Source organism: Photobacterium sp. NCIMB 13483, from assembly GCF_003025475.1.
GTDB classification, from domain to species: Bacteria; Pseudomonadota; Gammaproteobacteria; order Enterobacterales; family Vibrionaceae; genus Photobacterium; species Photobacterium piscicola.
Genome location: NZ_PYLV01000001.1, coordinates 181,052 through 200,950 on the forward strand (window position 1 = coordinate 181,052; position 19,899 = coordinate 200,950).

A 19,899-nucleotide genomic window follows, 5' to 3' on the forward strand; every position below is an offset into this window, starting at 1 on the left:
GTTACTAGTTGAAACTATTTATTCAAAACAGGCATGAAATAATTGATTTAAGACAAGACTAATTTCGTATCAAAGTGTAAAATCCCCTACATCGTAATGAAAATAATTCTTATTAAGGTAGCCGTTTAGTTATGAAACTGTCAGAGATGTCGTGTGGTCACAGCGGTACAGTGATTAATATGTCCGCGTTGCCTGCTGTAACGCGTAAAAAATTAATGGTTATGGGGTTACTACCGCATACAGAAATTACAGTTGTTCGCTTAGCACCTTTAGGGGATCCACTTCAGGTTCGAGTGCGTGGTGTTGATATTGCGCTCCGTAAAAAAATTGCTGAAGATATAGAAGTTGAGGTTAAATAATGCAATATGACATTCTTACCGTCGGTAATCCGAACAGCGGTAAAACGACACTGTTTAATGGATTAACAGGTTCAAAACAGCAGGTGGGTAACTGGGCTGGTGTCACTGTTGAAAAGAAGACGGGTCGTTACCAACATAATGGTGATGATTTTTCTTTAACCGATCTTCCTGGTATTTATAACCTTGATAGTGCAAATGATGCTAATAGTCTTGATGAGGCAATTGCATCGCGTGCCATTTTGACGACACCGGCTGATGTTATTATTAACGTTGTTGATGCATCATCACTTGAACGCAGTTTATACATGACGTTGCAGTTGCGTGAATTAGGTCGACCAATGGTGGTTGTACTTAATAAGATGGATGTATTGAAACGTCAACAACAAGTATTAGATCTTAAAGCATTAGAAAAAGCGCTAGGTTGCCCTGTGGTCGCATTATCTGCGAATAACATGGAACGTATTGGCGAATTCAAATCTAAACTACATAAAATGCTGATTCAAGGCGTTGTTGTATCAGACTTTTCACTTGATTATGGTGATGATTTTGAAGCAACTGTAGATAAATTAAAACCATTATTTATTCATGATGAAAAGTTAAACCCTCGCGCGCAATCAATTCGCGTATTAGAAAATGACACGCTTGTTATTCATACATTGTCTGAAGAAAATAAGCAGCAAGCCTGTGCTATTCGTCAACAAATGTTGGATTTAGTTGATCCTGATATTCAAGTTGCAGATGTTAGATACACTTTTTTGCATCAATTATGTCAAAAAGTACGTCGCCAAGAAGGCCGTTTAAGCAATAGTCTTACCGATAAAATTGACCGTGTGTTATTACATCGTGCTATTGGTATCCCATTTTTCTTCTTGGTAATGTACGTAATGTTCATGTTTGCGATTAACGTAGGCAGTGCATTTATTGATTTCTTTGATATTAGCTTTGGTGCAATTTTAGTTGATGGTGGTCATTATTTATTAGATAACCATTTACCTGTTTGGCTAGTAACCATTATTGCTAATGGTGTTGGCGGTGGTATTCAAACTGTTGCAACATTTATTCCTGTCATTGCCTGTCTATACTTGTTCCTTGCAGTATTGGAAAGCTCAGGTTACATGGCGCGCGCGGCTTTTGTACTTGATAAAGTGATGCAAAAAGTTGGTTTGCCAGGTAAAGCATTTGTTCCATTAGTGCTTGGTTTTGGTTGTAACGTACCTGCTATTATGGCAACGCGTACTTTAGAGCAAGAACGCGAGCGTAAGTTAGCAGCAGCAATGGCACCGTTTATGTCATGTGGTGCTCGTTTACCTGTATATGCTTTATTCGCTGCTGCATTCTTCCCTGACAATGGTCAAAATGTTGTTTTTGCATTGTATATTTTAGGTATTGTCGCTGCTGTTATGACCGGTCTTATTCTGCGTAATACGCTTTATCCCGGTGCTAGTGATAGCTTCATCATGGAAATGCCAAACTATGAATTACCAACAATGCGTAACGTTGTCATTAAAACATGGCAGAAGCTGAAGCGTTTTGTATTTGGTGCTGGTAAAACAATTGTGGTTGTAGTGACTATTTTAAGTTTCTTTAACTCACTCGGTACTGATGGTTCATTTGGTAATGAAGATACATCAAAATCTGTGTTATCGCATGCAGCACAAGTTGTAACACCTGTCTTAGAACCTATTGGTGTTAAAGCCGATAACTGGCCTGCAACCGTAGGTATTATTACGGGTATTTTTGCTAAAGAAGCGGTCGTTGGTACGTTAAATAGTTTGTATGCACCAGCCCTTGATGGCGGTAACGAAGAGTACGATCTTGTTAGTAGCTTAAAAGAAGCCGTTGCCTCTATTGGTGATAATCTATCAGCATTAAGCTTTAGCGATCCGTTGGGTATTGAGGTGGGTAGCCTTGAGAACCAAACGGCGGTTGCTGAAGATCAAGGTGTTGATCAATCAGTTTTCGGTAACATTCAATCACGGTTTGTAAGTGGCGCTGCTGCTATGTCGTACCTAATCTTCATCCTACTTTATACACCATGTGCGGCAGCGATGGGTGCATATGTGCGTGAATTTGGTAAGAAGTTTGCTTGCTTTATTGCGGGTTGGACAATGCTACTGGCATATACTTTTGCTTCATTGTTCTATCAGATTGCTGATTTTGCTGTACACCCAGCCAGTAGTTCATTTTGGATTGCGTTCTTCATTGTCATTAACGTCGGAATTTATTTACTGATGAAGCGACAAGGTAAAAAGCAGTCTCATCTAGAAGGATTATTGTTTGAATGATTTTACAAGAATTAAAACAATATATTACAGATAATGGACGCGTAAGCCGTAAACAGCTTTCACTGCATTTTGGTATGTCGGAAGATGGTGTTGATGCCATGCTTGCTGTTTGGGTTCGTAAAGGAACTATTGGTAAGGAATTGGTTGGCTGCGATAGTACGCAATGCTGTCAAACAGCTAAAGATGTGTGGTATCGATGTTTAGCAGCAAATGAATTATCTATCACAGTGATGCGCTAACAATCATTAGCGTCCATTAAAAAAGCAGCCAGCAGGCTGCTTTTTTTATATTAAATACTACACACATGTAAGGGGCAGTAATTATCTGCGTAGTAATAACACTACGCGGTAATGGTACTAAAACCTGCAATATTCATTAGCTCTTGACGTAGTTCTTCAGCTAATGCTTGCTGTACTTCTTCGCTACGTTGAATACCTTTGGTATTACCCCAAATAGGACTAGGCCATGCAACATCATTGCTAAAACGTGCGATATGATGAACATGAAGTTGAGGCACAAGGTTACCTAACGCACCAATATTAATTTTTTCAGCCTGATAGTCTTGCTCTAATAAGGCAGCAACTGCAGATGATTCACGCATTAGTTGCTGTTGATCTTGTTCGGATAAATGATGGATTTCACGTAGTGATTCATAGCGTGGAACTAAAATTAGCCATGGGCCAAGGGCTTCTTTAGCAAGCAATACTCGTGATAAAGGCAAATCGCCAAGTATGGTTGTATCTGCCATTAATTGCGGATGAAGAGTGAAACTCATGTAATTATTCCTTAACAGTACATTCTAGCTCACAAGCTTGAGCAATATTTATTATAGTAAGCTTAATTTGGCGTAATTGGTATTATCCTTTGGGTATACGTAATCGTTACTTTATAGATAATGATTATCCAATAAAAACGTTGCTGAAGTGTATATTAATGGGGGGCTTAAATGGTAGCTGAGTATCAATTTATTCTTGATTACTGGTTTGGTGAGCTAGACGGTGAAGTGACCCGTAATAACAAACATGCACTGTGGTTTTTAGGTGGCGCTGAGGTTGATGCTGATATTATCTCTAAGTTTCAACGCTGGGTAAGTCAGGCGGGTAATGGTGAACTTAATCATTGGAGCGATACCGCGCAGGGTCGGCTTGCCTTAATTATTTTATTAGATCAATTTCCACGTAATATTTACCGCGGATTAAACGCTGCTTTTCGTTATGATTTATTAGCCTTGGCTATTTGTAAGCGGGGCTTAGCCCTTAATCAAGATGCTGAACTTGCAGCAATTGAACGGGTGTTTTTTTATTTACCATTAGAGCATTCAGAAGATTTAGAAGATCAAGAAGAGAGTGTGTTTCGATTTGATTTATTGCGTAAAACTGTTCAGCCAGAGAATGCTGCAGTGTTTGATAGTTTTTATGAATTTGCGAACAGTCATTTAGATGTAATTAAAGAGTTTGGCCGTTTTCCGCATCGAAATGCAGTGAAAGGGCGGCTATCTACTAAGAAAGAACTGACATGGTTACATGATGGTGGTTTACGATTTGGACAATGATTTTTAATATAAGTACTTTAATATAAATACCATTAAAAAAGCCTTCACGAATGAAGGCTTTTTGTTATGTCGCTACTACAATAAGTCACTAGTGCAATAAGTAGCTATCACAATAAAGTGTAATTACATACGCTCTAGTGTTTCGATACCAAGAAGATCCAAGCCTTTCTTGATGGTGTTAGCTGTAAGTAGTGCTAACTTCAAGCGGCTTTGCTTAACAGCTTCTTCAGCGTTAAGAATTGGACATGCTTCGTAGAAGCTAGAGAACAGACCTGCAAGTTCAAACAGGTAAGTACACATTAGGTGTGGTTGACCTTCACGAGCTACAGATTGAACGGCTTCTTCAAATTGAAGTAACTTAGATAGTAATACTTGCTCTTTTTCGTCATTGATAACGATAGGGCATGTTAGATCTTTAAGTTCAATGTTTGCACGCTTGAAGATAGACGCAACACGAGTGTATGCATACTGCATGTAAGGTGCTGTATTACCTTCAAATGCTAGCATGTTGTCCCAATCGAAGATGTAATCTGTAGTACGGTGCTTAGAAAGATCAGAGTACTTAACCGCAGCCATTGCAACTGTTGTAGCAATTTTTGCTTTTTCGTCAGCACTTAGCTCTGGGTTCTTTTCTTCGATTAGCTTGTTTGCACGCTCTTCTGCTTCATCAAGAAGATCAGCAAGACGTACAGTACCACCAGCACGAGTCTTAAATGGACGACCGTCTTTACCTAGCATCATACCAAATGCGTGGTGCTCTAAAGAAACTTCTTCAGGCACATAACCTGCTTTACGTACGATAGACCAAGCCATCATTAGGTGTTGGTGCTGACGTGAGTCGATAAAGTAAAGAACACGGTCTGCATGAAGTTGCTCGTAACGGTATTTAGCACAAGCAATATCGGTTGTAGTGTATAGGTAACCACCATCACGCTTTTGAATGATAACGCCCATAGGGTCGCCATCTTTATTCTTGTATTCGTCAAGGAATACAACGGTTGCGCCGTCGCTTTCTACAGCAAGACCTTTTTGTTTAAGATCAGCAACAACAGGTGCAAGCATGTCGTTGTACATTGATTCGCCCATTACGTTTGCATCTGTTAGAGAGACACTTAGACGATCGTAGTTACGTTGGTTTTGCTTCAGTGTGATAGCAACAAGTTGACGCCATTTCTCAAGGCAGTATTCATCACCGCTTTGCAGACGAACAACGAAGTTACGTGCAGTTACACCAAACTCTTCGTCTTCATCGTAAAGCACTTTTGATTCACGGTAGAAGCCTTCAAGATCGCTGATGTTCATTGAAACATCGCTACCTTCTTTTTCTTTACGCTCCATATTAGCAATCAGCATACCGAATTGGGTACCCCAGTCACCAAGGTGGTTAGCACGAATAACATTGTGACCTAAAAACTCTAGGGTACGTACAACAGCATCACCGATGATAGTTGAACGTAGGTGACCTACGTGCATTTCTTTTGCTACGTTAGGCGCTGAGTAGTCAACAACAATTGTTTGTGCTTCATCAGTGTTAACAGCTAGGCGATCACTTGCTAGCGCTTCTTCACCGCGAGCGGCTAACCATGCTTTATCTAGGAAAATGTTAATAAAGCCAGGGCCTGCAATTTCAACTTTCTCAGCAATACCATCTAGTTCTAGGCAGTCGATAACTTTTTGAGCAAATTCGCGTGGGTTCATACCCAGTTTTTTAGCTACGCCCATTACACCATTTGCTTGGTAATCACCAAACTGTGCTTTTGCTGACTGACGAACTGCTGCTGGGCTACCTGCTGGTGCGCCTGCGGCTTCTAATGCTTGTGATACTTTATTATTAATAAGTGCTTGAATATTCACTCGCTGTTCCTTAAATCGTTTGTAACGCCAATCATAAATATGTGGCAAAAACCTCTGCAGATAGCAAGATATGCCGTTAAAAATACTCACGGAGCTAAAGTGTTTTTTGCTGAACTAAAAAGCGACCAAAGCTACGTGAGTATTTTTTGATGGTAGTGTTAATTTAATATAAACACCAATATCTTGAATAAGCAGTATGCGTTACCCTAATAATACCCACATAGTTAGGTACTTTGGCAACTGGAAAAAGAGATTGTAGGCGATTTTTTTTAAAGTTTTTAAAATAGACTAAAATAAAGCCAAAATTCAGCCCTGATAAGGGCTCCATTAGGGTTAGTTTAGTTCTTGATAATGCGAAAAGTGTGAGTAATTATGCTGTTGTTTATTAAATGTTACGTGGTTGAAGGTGCAAAATGCAAAATCTGAAACAATTAGGCTTACACCCAGAGCAAATGTTAGCTGATTTACCTGCTTTTATGAATCGCATTATTGGTTTAGCTGATGAAATCGGAATATCGCTCTCATCGTATACAGCAGATCATATTGCATTAAGAGTTAATTCTCAGGATATTGCACTGGAACTTCATCAGGCATGGCTAGCGTATGGTACTGAATGGTCAAAGGCTATTATTAATGGACGTCCGATTGTGGTGATTGGTTTTGATACCCCACTGCAAGTAGGGGAGTGGACGATTGAAGCGTTAGAGTTACCTTACCCAAGTGAGAAAGTATATCCACAACAAGGCTGGGAGCATGTCGAGTTTGTTATTCCCGGAAACGCGATGTCATTGGAACAATTAGAACAGTCGATTAACTCAACATTTCCAGCGTTACATTGGCAGCAGTTGGCTGAAAAGGGAATTAAAGTTAAAGCGAGTTCTCCTGCTGGTGAGCATGAACGCTTACCTAATCCAACCTATGCGTTTAAAAAAGATAATATATGCATAAAATTACATTCACATTCTTTAGCGGCAGTGATTGCGAGCGAAAAAGAGTAATTATGTATTTTGTTAAGGTAAATTAAGCGAAAAAAATGCCACGGCTAAATCAAGCTGTGGCATGTATCAATCAGTTATTATTTTTAAAGAATAACAGTGCGATTGCCGTGAACAAATACGCGGTCATCGACCACTAAACCAAGCGCTTTGCTCAATACTGATTTTTCAACATCACGCCCAGATTTTGCCATTTCTTCGGCACTGAACGTGTGATCAACCGGAATCACGTTTTGGGTAATGATTTGGCCTTCATCAAGATCGTTGGTAACAAAGTGAGCCGTCGCACCAATGATTTTCACACCACGTTCAAAAGCTTGCTGGTAAGGCTTTGCACCGATAAATGCGGGTAGAAAGCTGTGATGAATATTAATAATCTTATGCGGAAATTGTGCGACAAAATTAGGCGTGAGAATACGCATGTATTTTGCTAGTACGACATAGTTAGGTGAATACTGTTGTACTGCTGCAAGTAATTTTGTTTCATGTTGTTCACGTGTAAGCCCTTCATGGCAAACATGATGAAATGGCACATCAAATTTTTCGGTTAAATTTTGTAGTTTATCGTAGTTACCTACTACTGCCGCAATATCTATATCTAGCGACCCGTCAAAGGTTTTAACCAAAATATCGCCTAAACAATGGGCTTCTTTGGTCACCATGATAACGACTTTCTTACGCTCAGAGCTAATTAATCGACGCTTACTCCCCGCAGGTAAAGCGCGGTCTAGATCAGCCAGTAATGTTTCGTCATTAAAATAGCCTTCTAACTCTGTTCGCATGAAGAAATGGTTTTTAGCATTATCAACGTACTCTTTGTTATTAATAATGTTGAGCTGATGTTTATGACATATGTTGGTGATTTTGGAGATAAGCCCCATATTATCAGGGCATTCCGTTAATAATGTTTTCTTTTCCATGTCTATTCCTGATGACGGCAACGTTGTGCTCTGTCTAAAAATCACAATTTATCACTATGACGCTTATACTGCATTGGGGTCAAATAGTTTCTTATGGGCGCTGTTTTAGTATCGAGAAATAGCGTCTTACACCGCTGGTCGTCGCGTAATAAAATAGGCATAATAGAACAATTGATACTGTATAAATAACCAATAGTGCGAAGTGAATGATAGCTAAGTTTTTTGCCGCTGGTGGTGCGTTAGATAAAGCCATTCCCGGATTTCAAGCTCGACAATCTCAAATTGATATGGCAAAAGCGGTAGCTGATGCGATTAAACAACAATCACAGTTAGTGGTTGAGGCAGGGACGGGAACAGGTAAAACATTTGCCTATTTGGTGCCAGCATTAGTCAGTGGTAAAAAAGCCATCATCAGTACGGGGTCAAAAAACCTTCAAGAGCAATTATTTCATCGTGACTTACCCTTAATGGCAACTGCACTTGGGTTTACAGGAAAAGTGGCTTTATTGAAAGGGCGTTCAAACTATTTATGTATAGATCGCCTCAGCCGCCAGATCACTGAAAGCCATGGTGATCACTCAGATCCTGTCATGCTGAGTTTATTGATTAAAACCCGCCAGTGGTCATCAGCCTCTAAAACAGGGGATCTGGGGGAATGTGAAGAAATAGCTGAAGATAGCCCTGTGATCCCGATGATCACCTCGACCAACGATAATTGCCTTGGCAGAGAATGTCCGTCTTATGATGATTGCTTTGTAGTGAAAGCGCGTCGTAAAGCGATGGAGGCTGATATCGTGGTCGTTAACCATCATCTCTTCTTAGCGGATCTTGCCATTAAAGAAACTGGTTTTGGAGAGCTAATTCCTGAAGCTGAAGTATTTATTTTTGATGAAGCCCATCAGATCCCTGATATTGCGAGTCAATATTTTGGTCAAAATCTATCGAGCCGGCAGTTAATTGAATTAGCAAAAGATATTGAAATTGGCTATCGCACTGAAGCGAAAGATATGCGCCAACTGCAAAAGGCAGCGGCTCGTTTACAACAAGCGGCGTTTGAAATGCGGATTATTTTGGGCGATCCCGGTTTTCGTGGTAATTGGCGTGAAGCTTCAAAAACACCCGCGGTACAACGTGAATTAGTACGTCTTAATGATGCCCTTGATTTAATCTATGATGTGCTTAAATTAGCCTTAGGGCGTAGTCAATTATTAGATTCGGCCTTTGAACGAGCGACTTTATTAAAAGCTCGCTTAAAACGAGTAATGGATACCAGCATTATGGGGTATTCGTATTGGTATGAGTGTACGCCACGACAATTTAGTTTAAATATTACGCCGTTATCTGTGGCTGATAAGTTCAGTGAGCGTATGGCTGAACAGAAAGGGGCGTGGATTTTTACTTCAGCAACCTTAGCTGTTGATGATGACTTTAGCCATTTTAGTCACCGCTTAGGGCTGCAACCGAAACAACAATTTTCATTAGAGAGCCCCTTTGATTATGCAACTCAAGCTTTGTTGTGTGTGCCGCGGCATCTACCTGAACCTAATAGTTATGGATTAGCAGATAAGTTAGTTGAGATGCTAACTCCGGTCATTGAATCTAATGATGGACGTTGTTTCTTCTTGTGTACCTCGCATCAAATGGTACGAGATCTTGCCGAAGGCTTTCGTGCTCGACTAGATTTACCCGTACTAGCACAAGGTGAAACCAGTAAACAAAAGCTGTTAGCGGAATACCTTGAACGAGGTAATGCATTATTAGTTGCGACGGGGGCGTTTTGGGAAGGCATTGATGTTAGAGGCCAAGCCCTTAGCTGTGTTATCATAGACAAATTACCGTTTACAGCACCCGATGATCCATTATTAAAAGCACGTATTGAAGATTGTCGCCTTCGTGGAGGAGATCCCTTTGCTGAGGTACAAGTACCTGATGCTGTGATCACCTTAAAGCAAGGTGTCGGCCGTTTAATTCGTGACACTCAAGATAAAGGGGTATTAGTGATTTGCGATAATCGTTTAGTCACTCGTGCTTATGGCGCTGTATTTTTGAGAAGTTTACCGCCAATTCCACGCACGCGAAGTGTCGAAGGGGTTAGCGAATTTTTGTCGAGTTTAACGGATATGAATCTATCTGTTACTGACGAGACCCAACATTCAGAGGCTTGAATGAGCACCAAAATTCTGGCAGTAGATACTGCAACTGAAAACTGTTCTGTCGCGCTAATGATCGGCGATGACGTTATTTCTCGCTGTGAATATGCTCCTCGTGAGCACACGACGAAAATTTTACCTATGATTGATGCAGTTCTTGCTGACGCTGGCGTAAAGCTAAAGCAGCTTGATGCATTAGCATATGGTCGTGGTCCTGGTAGCTTTACCGGTGTTCGTATTGGTATTGGTATTGCACAAGGGTTAGCCTTTGGTGCTAACTTACCGATGATTGGGGTATCTACTTTAGCGGCTATGGCGCAAGGTACGTTCCGTTTGCATCAAGCTGATCATGTATTGACGGCGATTGATGCCCGCATGGGTGAGCTTTACTGGGGACAATACCAGCGTAAAACTGATGGTGATTGGCTATTATTGGGCAATGAGCAAGTAATTGCACCTGATGTTTTATTAGCGAACGTACAAGCTGATACCAATGCATGGTTAACAGCAGGTACAGGCTGGGAAGCGTACCCTGAACTATTAAATCAATTACCATTGCAAGCGCAATTAGGTAGTGTGCTTTATCCTGATTCACAAGATATGGTGCATTTGGCTAAATATGCTTTTGCTCGTGGTGAAATTGTTGCAGCAGAAGCCGCAAGTCCGGTTTATTTACGTGATACTGTGACGTGGAAGAAATTGCCTGGTCGCGAGTAATATTATCGATATCAACATTGTTTGTAATGGCTGATAACATTGCGTAAAAACACGAAGAGTGGCAGTTTTACTGATCACTCTTCGTATTTTATATCCCCTTATTCTATTAAGTCTGACTTTCTTTTCTACTATGGCATCTACAATTATGTACACCGAATAGCAATTATTCGTGTTTCTATACCATTGCCCGCGCTAGCTGTAGCCATATTCGTTTTCTCTCTCGTTATTTTAAAGCCTGTATTATTGATGACATAAGATCACGTACTATTCCTGTTGAGATAGGAATTCAGTAGTGAGATATGTTATTTTTTGTCGAGTTATTAAACAAATGTGTGGAGGTTTTAGATGTTTGGTAAGCTATTTCTTGGGGTGATATTAGTGTTTATGGTAGGCTGCGCGAGCTTACCTGCAACGTTAGTAACGAAATCAAAAGATCCTATTACTGATTTAACGGTTATTCTGCAGCACCCTCAGGCGAATGAAGGTAAAGATGTTCGTCTTGGTGGTGTTATTGCTTCGATTCGTAATGAACAGCAACAAACACGTATTGAAATGGTGGCGATGCCATTAACGGCTGATGGTCGTCCAATATTACATGCACAATCTCAAGGACGGTTTATTGCTTATGTTCATGGCTTTTTAGAGCCAATTGAATATGCCAAAGGTCGTCTATTGACGGTTGCTGGGCAATTTTCCGGTGATGAGCAGGGAAAAATAGGGCAATACCCATATACTTTTCCGGTGGTGCAAGTATCTGGTGAGCAACTATGGCAAGTACAACAACAGGTACAATTAGATGATCCGTTTTGGACGCGTCAGCCTTGTTATTCATTTAATTGTGATCGATGGGGTAATGATTTAATGATGCCTAATTTCGGGGTTAACGGCCGAATTGTTGAACGAGTAGTCTTATAACTGTTATGAAAGAGATAACGCTAACGCTAGCAGAGTATAACCTTGCTGCTTGTAGCAGTATTGATGTAATGACGCCAGTAAGTACCTCAAGACCCTTAGTGGTGCTTTTACATGGTTGGCAAGATAATGCCGCTACGTTTGCATCATTATGGCCGTTATTAATCACTGATTATGACATTATTGCACTGGATTGGCCTGGACATGGTAAATCTGATTATAAAAGTGCCGATAATTATTACCATTTTGTTGATTATATTGATGATTTGCATCAAGTTATCATGCAGTTTAAACCTGCAAAAGTACATCTTATTGGTCATTCACTTGGGGCTATTGTTGCGGGATGTTATGCCGCGATATTTCCTGAATATGTCGATAAAATTGTATTAATTGAAGGATTGTCACCATTAACTGAACCTCCGCATATGGCAGCAGAGCGGTTACGAATGGGCATAATCAGTCGACAGCGTTATCGTCGACAACAACAACGTTTGCAGCAGCGTTCAATGGCGACATTTGAAGAAGCTGTGACGCTTCGTGCGAACGTAAATCGATTACCAGCCTCGTTACTTGATGCTGTCGTTAAGAGAGCGACAATTGAACGTGATGGTCGCTGGTATTGGCGTCATGATCCTCGTCTTCGTTGTGATTCTTTATACCGAATGGCACAACAACATGCACAGGCTTTGTTAAGTAGTATTCAAGCACCTGTATTATCGATTATCGGTACAGATGGCTACGCGACATTACGCCAATGTGATGCTAATGGATGGGGTATTAACGATTTTACACAAGTGATGGTGTTCGGGGGACATCATTGTCATTTACAAAGTTCGAATGATGTTTATCGTCATATTCGAGCCTTTATCCCCACTCAATTAGATTAATTATTGATTTATCTTTGGTATCAATAGATATCGCCATGGTTCAATTTTTAATCCAAAATTAAATATGCGGTAGTGCCGTTATAACGAATTATATTATTTATAGCATTACCGTTTTGTGAAGTTGATAGGCGCGCACCGCAGTCTAATTTTAAAGGAGAGTGCACGTGGATAAGGTTTGGCTTAGCCGCTATCCGGAAGATGTACCGGCAGAAATTAACCCAGATGAATATTCATCTTTGGTCGACATGTTTGAACAATCTGTACGTAAATACGCAGATCAAACGGCATTTATCAACATGGGGCAGGTCATGACCTTCCGTAAGTTGGAAGAGCGTAGCCGTGCATTTGCTGCATACTTACAAAATGAGCTTAAACTGCAAAAAGGTGATCGTGTCGCTGTCATGATGCCAAATTTATTGCAATATCCGATTGCATTGTTTGGTATTTTACGCGCTGGGTGTGTAGTAGTGAATGTTAATCCACTTTATACACCGCGAGAATTAGAGCATCAACTTAACGACTCTGGCGCAAAAGCCATTGTTATTGTGTCTAATTTCGCTCATACATTGGAAGCTGTCGTTAAAAATACGTGTGTTAAACATGTTATTTTAACCAGCCTTGGCGATCAATTATCTCGTCCGAAGGGAACATTAGTTAACTTCGTCGTGAAATATATTAAAAAAATGGTGCCGTCATACCATTTACCTCATGCGACCTCAATGCGTATTGCTTTACGTAAAGGGCGCAGAATGCAATATGTTAAGCCATTCATTACTGGCGACGATATGGCCTTTTTACAATACACCGGCGGTACGACAGGTGTTGCTAAGGGTGCCATTCTAACTCACCATAATATGGTGTCTAATGTGATGCAGGCAAAAGGGGCTTATGGTCCTGTATTAAGTGAAGGCCGCGAGTTAATCGTGACTGCACTGCCGTTGTATCATGTGTTTGCTCTGACAGTTAACTGTTTATTGTTGTTGGAAATGGGGGGGCAAAATCTATTGATTACCAACCCTCGTGATATTCCAACGTTCATTAAAGAATTACAACGCTACCCGTTTTCAGCCATTACTGGCGTAAATACGTTATTTAATGCATTAGTGAATAACCCTGATTTTCTTAAATTAGATTTCAGTAATTTACACCTCTCTGTTGGCGGTGGTATGGCCGTTCAACGTGCAGTTGCTGAAAAGTGGCAAAATATCACGGGTAATTATTTACTTGAAGGTTATGGTTTAACAGAGTGTTCGCCATTAGTTGCGGCTTATCCGTATAACCTAACTTACTATAATGGATCTATTGGCTTACCTGTTCCCTCAACTGATGTACGTATGGTTGATGATGAAGGTAACGTGGTTGGTATCGATCAAGTGGGTGAATTGCAGGTACGTGGCCCTCAGGTAATGAAAGGCTATTGGCAGCATCCAGAAGCCACTAAAGAAGTGTTAACCGACGATGGTTGGCTTTCAACGGGTGATATCGTCAAATTTGATGATGAAGGCTTCTTGCATATTGTTGATCGTAAAAAAGACATGATCTTAGTGTCTGGATTTAACGTTTACCCAAATGAAATTGAAGATGTTGTAGCATTGCACGATAAAGTGCTAGAAGTTGCTGCAATTGGCCAAGCACATGAAGTGTCAGGCGAAGTGGTAAAACTTTGTGTGGTTAAACGTGATGATAGTTTAACGCGCGAAGAATTAATTACCCATTGTCGACAGCATTTAACGGGCTATAAAATTCCTAAAATTGTCGAATTTATGGATGATTTACCAAAGACTAACGTTGGTAAAATTTTACGTCGAGTTTTACGTGAAGAATCAGATAAAAAAGCGCAGCAAACCACTAAGTAGTATCTTTACTGACATACAATAAATGTTGGTTTGATAAAATAGTAGCAACTGATTGTGCTAGCACGTATCTAATGCCGGCTTTTATGCCGGCATTTTACTATAAAATATTTAATTGGCTCTAAAACGGGGTCGTTCTGTCATAAAAAGGTACATTGTGAATTTCGAGATTGTTACAACAACTGAGCAGCTTCGCCTACGGTGTGAGTCAGCACGTCAGCATACAGCTGTTATGCTTGATACTGAATTTGTACGTACGCGAACGCTTTACCCTCGTTTAGGTCTGATTCAACTGTTTGATGGTGAATATTTATCACTGATTGATCCGCTTAATGTTGAAGACATGGAACCATTATGGGCATTACTGCGTGATCAGTCTGTGATTAAAGTACTGCATGCCTGTGGTGAAGATCTTGAAGTCTTTCAGCACCATGCTGGCTGTTTACCTGTACCGATGCTTGATACTCAAATTATGGCTGCATTTCTAGGTCATGGCATTTCAACGGGGTTTGGTGCATTAGTTAAGGAATATGTGGGCGTTGAGCTTGATAAAGGCGAAGCACGTACAAATTGGTTAGCTCGTCCATTGACTGACAAACAATTAGATTATGCCGCTGCCGATGTGCATTATCTTAAGCCGTTATATGAAACGCTATTGGCTAAAGTTGAAGCTGCTGGGTATATGGAAGCTTTACAGCAAGAATGTAATGCAATCATGTTACGTCGAACAAAAGTACTTGATCCTAATAAAGCGTATCTTGATATTAAAAATGCTTGGCAATTAACACCAAAGCAATTAGCTATATTACAGCAACTGGCAGCTTGGCGTGTTCGTGAAGCAAGAAAGCGTGATATTGCACTTAACTTTATCGTTAAAGAATTACATTTGTGGAAATTGGCTCGTTTAGAAATAACTTCGCGTTCAGTGCTTGAAAAAGAAGGCTTTGAGCCGATGGAAATTCAGCGTCATGGTAACCGTTTATTAAAAATGGTACATGATTGTGATGCGATTAATTACAAAGATTACCCGCAGGCAATTGAACGTTTAGTTGATTTTCCTGGCTATAAACAAATGGTCAAACGTTTAAAAGATGTGGTGACAGACGTTGAATTAACAACAGGATTAGCCCCTGAATTTTTAGCGTCTAAAAAGCAAATTCACCAATTACTTTCATGGGCATGGAAATATCAACGTGCAGATGAAAAACGTCCAGAAATGCTAAAAAACTGGCGTCAGGGTTTATTTGAATCTCGTGTTTTAGCAATACTGGATGAAAAATAAGCTGGGTGTCGTAATGGTATAAGTTAAGCGACGTATTATAGCGATAATAATAACCAAAGAATAAAAAGCCCCGCCAAGTGATACTTAGCGGGGCTTTATTATTTTTCTTCGTCAGGTAATGTGACGTTAAGTTCTAGTACCGATAACTCATCACCGTTATGGTCTAGATTTACTGAAACATGTTCAGGATTAATCTGAACATATTTGCTGATAACAGCTAAGATATCGCGCTTAAGCTGTGGAAGGTAGGCTGGAGATTTCTGTCCAGCACTACGTCTTTCAGCAACAATAATTTGTAGCCGTTCTTTTGCTACATTTGCAGTTTTCGCTCTTTTCGGGCGGAAAAACTCGAGCAGTGCCATAGCCACTTAGCCTCCAAATAGACGTTTTAGGAAGCCTTTCTTTTCTTCTTCTAAGAAACGGAAAGGACGATCTTCACCAAGTAGACGTGCAACTGTGTCTTCATAGGCTAGTCCTGCATCGGAACCTTTATCAAAGATAACGGGTTCACCTTTGTTGGATGCATTCAATACTGCTTGGCTTTCAGGGATAACACCAAGTAGTGGAATGTGAAGAATTTCTTCAACATCTTGTACACTTAGCATTTCACCTTGGTTAACGCGTGCAGGATTGTAACGTGTAAGTAAAAGGTGTTGTTTAACTGGTTCACGGCCTTTTTCTGCACGACGAGACTTCGAATCTAGAATACCTAGGATACGGTCAGAGTCACGAACTGAAGACACTTCAGGGTTCGTTGTTACAATCGCTTCATCTGCAAAATACAGCGCCATTAAGGCACCTGTTTCGATACCAGCTGGTGAGTCACAGATAATAAAATCGAAACCCATTTTGGCTAGTTCTTTAAATACTTTTTCGACACCATTACGGGACAGCGCGTCTTTATCGCGTGTTTGTGAGGCTGGCAATACAAAAAGATTATCCACACGCTTATCTTTAATTAGCGCCTGACTTAGATTTGCTTCGCCATTAATAACATTAACGAAGTCATAAACGACACGGCGTTCACAACCCATAATGAGATCGAGATTACGCAGGCCGATATCAAAATCGATAACTGCAGTTTTTTTACCGCTCAGTGCTAGACCAGATGCAAGAGCAGCACTTGATGTTGTTTTACCAACGCCGCCTTTACCTGAGGTAACAACGATAATTCGTGCCATTTACTCAATTCCTTCTTAAAACTTTTATAAAGCTAGGTGTTCTATACTGAGATTATTGTCTTCAAGAGATATGACAACACCTTTGCCCCAAAACTCTTCCTGAATGTTATCACTCAGCCAGTAGTTTCCCGCAACAGAAATTAGTTCAGATTGTAAGTTTTGACAGAAAATTGTCGCACTTTGCTCACCATTTGCACCCGCAATAGCGCGCCCACGTAGCGTGCCATAAATATGGATACAACCATCGGAAAGAATTTCTGCACCAGCACTGACATTACTGAGAATAACGAGATCACGATTACGAGCATAAATTTGCTGCCCAGAACGAACAGGTGTACGAATAATTAACGTTGGTTCTTTATTATCTGTACTTACTGGGGTATCTAATGTTTCAGTTAAAAATTCAGATGGCTCATCTTTAACTGGTCTTGCCGCATTCATAATAGCAAAACCAGCTGCTTTTGCTTGTGTTTGCTGTGTTTTATTTTTACAACCACCAATACCGACAGGGATCATACCTGCATCGATCACTCCCGCTTTTAGTTGTTCAAAATTAATATCTGTATCAACTTGTGAGATATCAATAACAACGGGTGCAGAAGCGAAAAAATTTGGTGCAAGTTCAACTTTGTCTTTTAGCTGATTAGTTACTTTACTAATGTCATTATCAACTAAATGAAGAGCAGAGAGCGTGAACGAGCTCCCTTTTAGTTCAGCTATCTTGGTCATAGGTATATTATGGCTAAGATTTTAAATTAACCATTTAGTTCATTATCACAAAGGTACTAGCATGGTATATTTACTCGCGGTTAGGGGCAAGCTATCCTTGCGCTGACGTTGGTTTTTCAGACAAACTTCTCACACAATTAACTTAAAACTGAGTCAATAGTGAATGATTGCTCGTAATCTTGTGCTGAAATGTATGGCGCATAAATGAAATAGGCTAATTATATGTTGTGTTCAATCTACAAAAGTTTAAAAAAAGACAATACTTATCTCTACATTAATAAAAAAGATGATTTTGCGGACGTGCCCGCACAATTAATGTCGACCTTTGGCAAACCTCAATTTGTTATGGTAATCAAGCTAGAAGGTAGAACGTTGGCACTGGCTGATGTTGAGAAAGTAAAAGAAGCATTGGGTACTGTCGGTTTTTATTTACAGGTACCACCACCAGTGACTAATTTATTAGAACAATATAAGGCTGATAAAGCCGCTAAATAATAAAATAAGGCTATTATGTATAAGCGTTTGATATCGATTTTTGTTGCCCTTGGGGTTGGAATGTCCTCTTCTGCATTTGCTAATGAAGAAGGATTTGATGCCTATGTGGATAAATTAAAAGTAGAAGCGCGTGAAAAAGGTATTTCTGAACCGATAATCGGTGCCGCATTTAACGGTATTAAATATACAGCGCATGCTGTTAAAGCTGATAATAATCAACCTGAAAAGAAACTGTTATTAGAGCAATATATTACTCGTGCAGTGCCTGACTGGAAAGTAAAGCAAGCGAATCGTCTCTATCAACAAAATAAAGAAGCGTTAGAACGTATTGGTAAACAATATGGTGTTCAACCGCGGTTTATTGTCGCTTTATGGGGCGTAGAAAGTAATTTTGGCAAGATTCAAGGTAATTACAATGTTGTTGAAGCATTAGCAACATTGGCTTATGACGGTCGTCGTGAAGCTCTATTTCGTAAACAAGTCATGGCTGCATTAGAAATATTACAAGATGGTCATATTACGATTGATGATATGAAGGGATCTTGGGCTGGTGCGATGGGTCAGTGCCAATTTATGCCAACCTCTTATCTTACTTATGCTGTTGATGGTAACGGCGACGGTAAAGCGGATATTTGGAATACAAAAGCGGATGTTTTTGCCTCAGCGGCTAATTATTTAAAACTTTCTGGCTGGAATAGTGAATATACGTGGGGACGTCCAGTTAAGTTGTCACAAGTATTAGCTGAGAGTTATGAAGGTACGGAAACAGAAAAAGGAAAGACACTGGCAGAATGGAAAAAATTAGGTGTGATGAATAGCAGTCATGGTGCATTACCTGCTGCTGATATTCAAGCATGGTTAATTCAGCCTGATGGCGGTGAAGGTAAGTCCTATCTAATATATGAAAACTATCGAACATTACTTAAATGGAATCGTTCGCATTATTTTGCTTTAGCAGTAAGTGCATTAGCTGATCGTATTCAATAACACAGTTATTATTAGATCTGTATACAAGTTTAATGAGTGATAAAAAAGCTAGGCATTAATGTCTGGCTTTTTTGTTATTTATGATTGTCACTAATATATATTGTTTTATTCTTGCTAGCGATATTTATAAGCGAAATAATAATCGTAATATTGATAGCAGATATAAAAAAAGCCTAAACAAGTTAGGCTTCTTTATTTAAAATCTTAGATTAGATTTCAAACTCATCAAGAGATTGACCATCATCTAATGCTTTCTTTAGCGCGCTAGGCGTACGGCCTTGGCCTGTCCATGTCTTTTCATCGCCATTTTCATCGATGAATTTATATTTAGCTGGACGAGTTGCACGTTTAGTTTTTGGTGCTTTTGCTAAACTTGCTAGTAATTCTTCTGGGTCAATACCGTCGGCTAATAGCATTTCACGATATTGAGCTAGTTTTTCATTACGCTCATTTTCTTTAGCTTGTTCTTCAGCTTCAGCTTCTGAACGTTCAGTAACAACTGTTGTTAGTTTATCTAACGCTTCTTCAAGTTGCTCTAGTGTATATTCGCGCGAAAGTGCGCGTAGGCTTCGAAGGTTTAAAAGCGCTTTCATTGCATCAGACATTTTATATTTCCTGTTATTTTTAATTAACTGTAAATAATAATAGCAGCATTAAAACATTTTTTGCAATAGTAATACTTTTATACATTACGTGTAAAACATTTTAATCATTTCTTTATTTAAAAAATAGTTATGTTCG

20 protein-coding genes are annotated in these 19,899 nt (G+C 39.8%); 13 read left to right on the forward strand and 7 right to left on the reverse strand.

Annotated elements, in window-relative coordinates; all coding sequences use genetic code 11:
- Positions 1–131 precede the first annotated feature (131 nt).
- From C9I86_RS00860 to C9I86_RS00870, 3 genes are read left to right on the forward strand one after another with little or no spacing between them, the layout of a single operon-like run.
- Positions 132–359 carry a FeoA family protein gene (locus C9I86_RS00860; RefSeq protein ID WP_065192682.1) on the forward strand — a complete coding sequence of 76 codons (228 nt, stop codon included), beginning with the start codon at positions 132–134 and terminating at the stop codon, positions 357–359.
- Positions 359–2,644: a Fe(2+) transporter permease subunit FeoB gene (feoB, locus tag C9I86_RS00865; RefSeq protein WP_107275357.1), complete on the forward strand. Its 2,286-nt coding sequence runs from the start codon at positions 359–361 to the stop codon at positions 2,642–2,644. Before C9I86_RS00860 ends, feoB begins: the two co-directional genes overlap by 1 nt.
- A complete protein-coding gene (locus C9I86_RS00870; RefSeq protein ID WP_080156839.1) occupies positions 2,641–2,883 on the forward strand; it encodes a FeoC-like transcriptional regulator in 243 nt (80 codons plus the stop codon). The genes feoB and C9I86_RS00870 overlap by 4 nt, the downstream gene beginning before the upstream one ends.
- Positions 2,884–2,984: 101 nt before the next feature.
- Here the strand turns inward: C9I86_RS00870 and C9I86_RS00875 are convergent, their stop codons facing one another.
- Positions 2,985–3,419 (reverse strand): HIT domain-containing protein, encoded by a 435-nt coding sequence (locus C9I86_RS00875; protein ID WP_107275358.1) that lies wholly within the window; start codon positions 3,417–3,419, stop codon positions 2,985–2,987.
- Positions 3,420–3,590: 171 nt separating this feature from the next.
- On the opposite strand from C9I86_RS00875, the gene C9I86_RS00880 reads away from it, so the two are divergent.
- Positions 3,591–4,196: a DUF924 family protein gene (locus C9I86_RS00880; RefSeq protein ID WP_107275359.1), complete on the forward strand. Its 606-nt coding sequence runs from the start codon at positions 3,591–3,593 to the stop codon at positions 4,194–4,196.
- Positions 4,197–4,319: 123 nt separating this feature from the next.
- Here C9I86_RS00880 and argS read toward each other — a convergent pair whose 3' ends face one another.
- Positions 4,320–6,050 (reverse strand): arginine--tRNA ligase, encoded by a 1,731-nt coding sequence (gene argS / locus C9I86_RS00885; protein ID WP_080156836.1) that lies wholly within the window; start codon positions 6,048–6,050, stop codon positions 4,320–4,322.
- 413 nt (positions 6,051–6,463) lie between these two features.
- Between argS and C9I86_RS00890 the strand changes: the two genes are divergently transcribed.
- Positions 6,464–7,048, forward strand: coding sequence for a VOC family protein (locus tag C9I86_RS00890; RefSeq protein ID WP_080156835.1), 585 nt, complete (start codon positions 6,464–6,466; stop codon positions 7,046–7,048).
- A gap of 83 nt (positions 7,049–7,131) precedes the next feature.
- On the opposite strand, the gene purU is transcribed toward C9I86_RS00890, so the two are convergent.
- Positions 7,132–7,965 carry a formyltetrahydrofolate deformylase gene (purU, locus tag C9I86_RS00895; RefSeq protein ID WP_080156834.1) on the reverse strand — a complete coding sequence of 278 codons (834 nt, stop codon included), beginning with the start codon at positions 7,963–7,965 and terminating at the stop codon, positions 7,132–7,134.
- A 206-nt stretch (positions 7,966–8,171) separates the two neighbouring features.
- On the opposite strand from purU, the gene C9I86_RS00900 reads away from it, so the two are divergent.
- The 6 genes from C9I86_RS00900 to rnd all read left to right on the forward strand — a co-directional run bounded on the left by C9I86_RS00900 (position 8,172) and on the right by rnd (position 15,766).
- Positions 8,172–10,130: an ATP-dependent DNA helicase gene (locus tag C9I86_RS00900; protein ID WP_107275360.1), complete on the forward strand. Its 1,959-nt coding sequence runs from the start codon at positions 8,172–8,174 to the stop codon at positions 10,128–10,130.
- Positions 10,131–10,832, forward strand: a complete 702-nt coding sequence (gene tsaB, locus C9I86_RS00905; RefSeq protein WP_080156832.1) for a tRNA (adenosine(37)-N6)-threonylcarbamoyltransferase complex dimerization subunit type 1 TsaB — start codon at positions 10,131–10,133, stop codon at positions 10,830–10,832.
- A 345-nt stretch (positions 10,833–11,177) separates the two neighbouring features.
- Positions 11,178–11,747 (forward strand): Slp family lipoprotein, encoded by a 570-nt coding sequence (locus C9I86_RS00910; RefSeq protein WP_080156831.1) that lies wholly within the window; start codon positions 11,178–11,180, stop codon positions 11,745–11,747.
- A gap of 5 nt (positions 11,748–11,752) precedes the next feature.
- Complete coding sequence (locus C9I86_RS00915; protein ID WP_080156830.1) at positions 11,753–12,631, forward strand: alpha/beta hydrolase; 879 nt, start codon at positions 11,753–11,755, stop codon at positions 12,629–12,631.
- Between the two features lie 164 nt (positions 12,632–12,795).
- Positions 12,796–14,487: a long-chain-fatty-acid--CoA ligase FadD gene (fadD, locus tag C9I86_RS00920; RefSeq protein WP_107275361.1), complete on the forward strand. Its 1,692-nt coding sequence runs from the start codon at positions 12,796–12,798 to the stop codon at positions 14,485–14,487.
- A gap of 154 nt (positions 14,488–14,641) precedes the next feature.
- Positions 14,642–15,766 (forward strand): ribonuclease D, encoded by a 1,125-nt coding sequence (rnd, locus tag C9I86_RS00925; protein WP_080156828.1) that lies wholly within the window; start codon positions 14,642–14,644, stop codon positions 15,764–15,766.
- Positions 15,767–15,864: 98 nt separating this feature from the next.
- Here rnd and minE read toward each other — a convergent pair whose 3' ends face one another.
- The 3 genes from minE to minC are packed head-to-tail and all read right to left on the reverse strand — an operon-like array spanning position 15,865 to position 17,676.
- The gene (minE, locus tag C9I86_RS00930; RefSeq protein ID WP_045026762.1) at positions 15,865–16,128 is read right to left on the reverse strand and encodes a cell division topological specificity factor MinE; all 264 of its coding nucleotides are present in this window, start codon (positions 16,126–16,128) and stop codon (positions 15,865–15,867) included.
- Between the two features lie 6 nt (positions 16,129–16,134).
- Positions 16,135–16,947 (reverse strand): septum site-determining protein MinD, encoded by an 813-nt coding sequence (gene minD / locus C9I86_RS00935; RefSeq protein WP_045037275.1) that lies wholly within the window; start codon positions 16,945–16,947, stop codon positions 16,135–16,137.
- A 24-nt stretch (positions 16,948–16,971) separates the two neighbouring features.
- On the reverse strand, positions 16,972–17,676 hold the full coding sequence (minC, locus tag C9I86_RS00940; protein WP_080156827.1) for a septum site-determining protein MinC: 705 nt from the start codon (positions 17,674–17,676) through the stop codon (positions 16,972–16,974).
- A gap of 222 nt (positions 17,677–17,898) precedes the next feature.
- Here minC and C9I86_RS00945 point away from each other — a divergent pair, with 222 nt between their 5' ends.
- Both C9I86_RS00945 and C9I86_RS00950 read left to right on the forward strand, forming a co-directional pair.
- Entirely contained in the window at positions 17,899–18,171 is a 273-nt protein-coding gene (locus tag C9I86_RS00945) for a YcgL domain-containing protein (protein ID WP_080156826.1), read from the forward strand.
- A gap of 15 nt (positions 18,172–18,186) precedes the next feature.
- Positions 18,187–19,158 (forward strand): lytic transglycosylase domain-containing protein, encoded by a 972-nt coding sequence (locus C9I86_RS00950; protein ID WP_107275362.1) that lies wholly within the window; start codon positions 18,187–18,189, stop codon positions 19,156–19,158.
- Positions 19,159–19,367: 209 nt separating this feature from the next.
- On the opposite strand, the gene C9I86_RS00955 is transcribed toward C9I86_RS00950, so the two are convergent.
- Entirely contained in the window at positions 19,368–19,763 is a 396-nt protein-coding gene (locus tag C9I86_RS00955) for an H-NS family nucleoid-associated regulatory protein (RefSeq protein WP_080156824.1), read from the reverse strand.
- Positions 19,764–19,899 lie beyond the last annotated feature (136 nt).

Excerpts from the sequence above, each read along its gene's own strand:
- C9I86_RS00945 (WP_080156826.1), top strand. The coding sequence starts at position 17,899 with ATGTTGTGTTCAATCTACAAAAGTTTAAAAAAAGACAATACTTATCTC.
- minE (WP_045026762.1), bottom strand. The coding sequence starts at position 16,128 with ATGGCACTGCTCGAGTTTTTCCGCCCGAAAAGAGCGAAAACTGCAAAT.
- tsaB (WP_080156832.1), top strand. The coding sequence starts at position 10,131 with ATGAGCACCAAAATTCTGGCAGTAGATACTGCAACTGAAAACTGTTCT.
- C9I86_RS00890 (WP_080156835.1), top strand. The coding sequence starts at position 6,464 with ATGCAAAATCTGAAACAATTAGGCTTACACCCAGAGCAAATGTTAGCT.
- C9I86_RS00860 (WP_065192682.1), top strand. The coding sequence starts at position 132 with ATGAAACTGTCAGAGATGTCGTGTGGTCACAGCGGTACAGTGATTAAT.
- purU (WP_080156834.1), bottom strand. The coding sequence starts at position 7,965 with ATGGAAAAGAAAACATTATTAACGGAATGCCCTGATAATATGGGGCTT.
- C9I86_RS00950 (WP_107275362.1), top strand. The coding sequence starts at position 18,187 with ATGTATAAGCGTTTGATATCGATTTTTGTTGCCCTTGGGGTTGGAATG.
- C9I86_RS00955 (WP_080156824.1), bottom strand. The coding sequence starts at position 19,763 with ATGTCTGATGCAATGAAAGCGCTTTTAAACCTTCGAAGCCTACGCGCA.
- C9I86_RS00880 (WP_107275359.1), top strand. The coding sequence starts at position 3,591 with ATGGTAGCTGAGTATCAATTTATTCTTGATTACTGGTTTGGTGAGCTA.
- C9I86_RS00910 (WP_080156831.1), top strand. The coding sequence starts at position 11,178 with ATGTTTGGTAAGCTATTTCTTGGGGTGATATTAGTGTTTATGGTAGGC.
- C9I86_RS00870 (WP_080156839.1), top strand. The coding sequence starts at position 2,641 with ATGATTTTACAAGAATTAAAACAATATATTACAGATAATGGACGCGTA.
- C9I86_RS00915 (WP_080156830.1), top strand. The coding sequence starts at position 11,753 with ATGAAAGAGATAACGCTAACGCTAGCAGAGTATAACCTTGCTGCTTGT.
- minD (WP_045037275.1), bottom strand. The coding sequence starts at position 16,947 with ATGGCACGAATTATCGTTGTTACCTCAGGTAAAGGCGGCGTTGGTAAA.
- C9I86_RS00875 (WP_107275358.1), bottom strand. The coding sequence starts at position 3,419 with ATGAGTTTCACTCTTCATCCGCAATTAATGGCAGATACAACCATACTT.
- C9I86_RS00900 (WP_107275360.1), top strand. The coding sequence starts at position 8,172 with ATGATAGCTAAGTTTTTTGCCGCTGGTGGTGCGTTAGATAAAGCCATT.
- minC (WP_080156827.1), bottom strand. The coding sequence starts at position 17,676 with ATGACCAAGATAGCTGAACTAAAAGGGAGCTCGTTCACGCTCTCTGCT.
- feoB (WP_107275357.1), top strand. The coding sequence starts at position 359 with ATGCAATATGACATTCTTACCGTCGGTAATCCGAACAGCGGTAAAACG.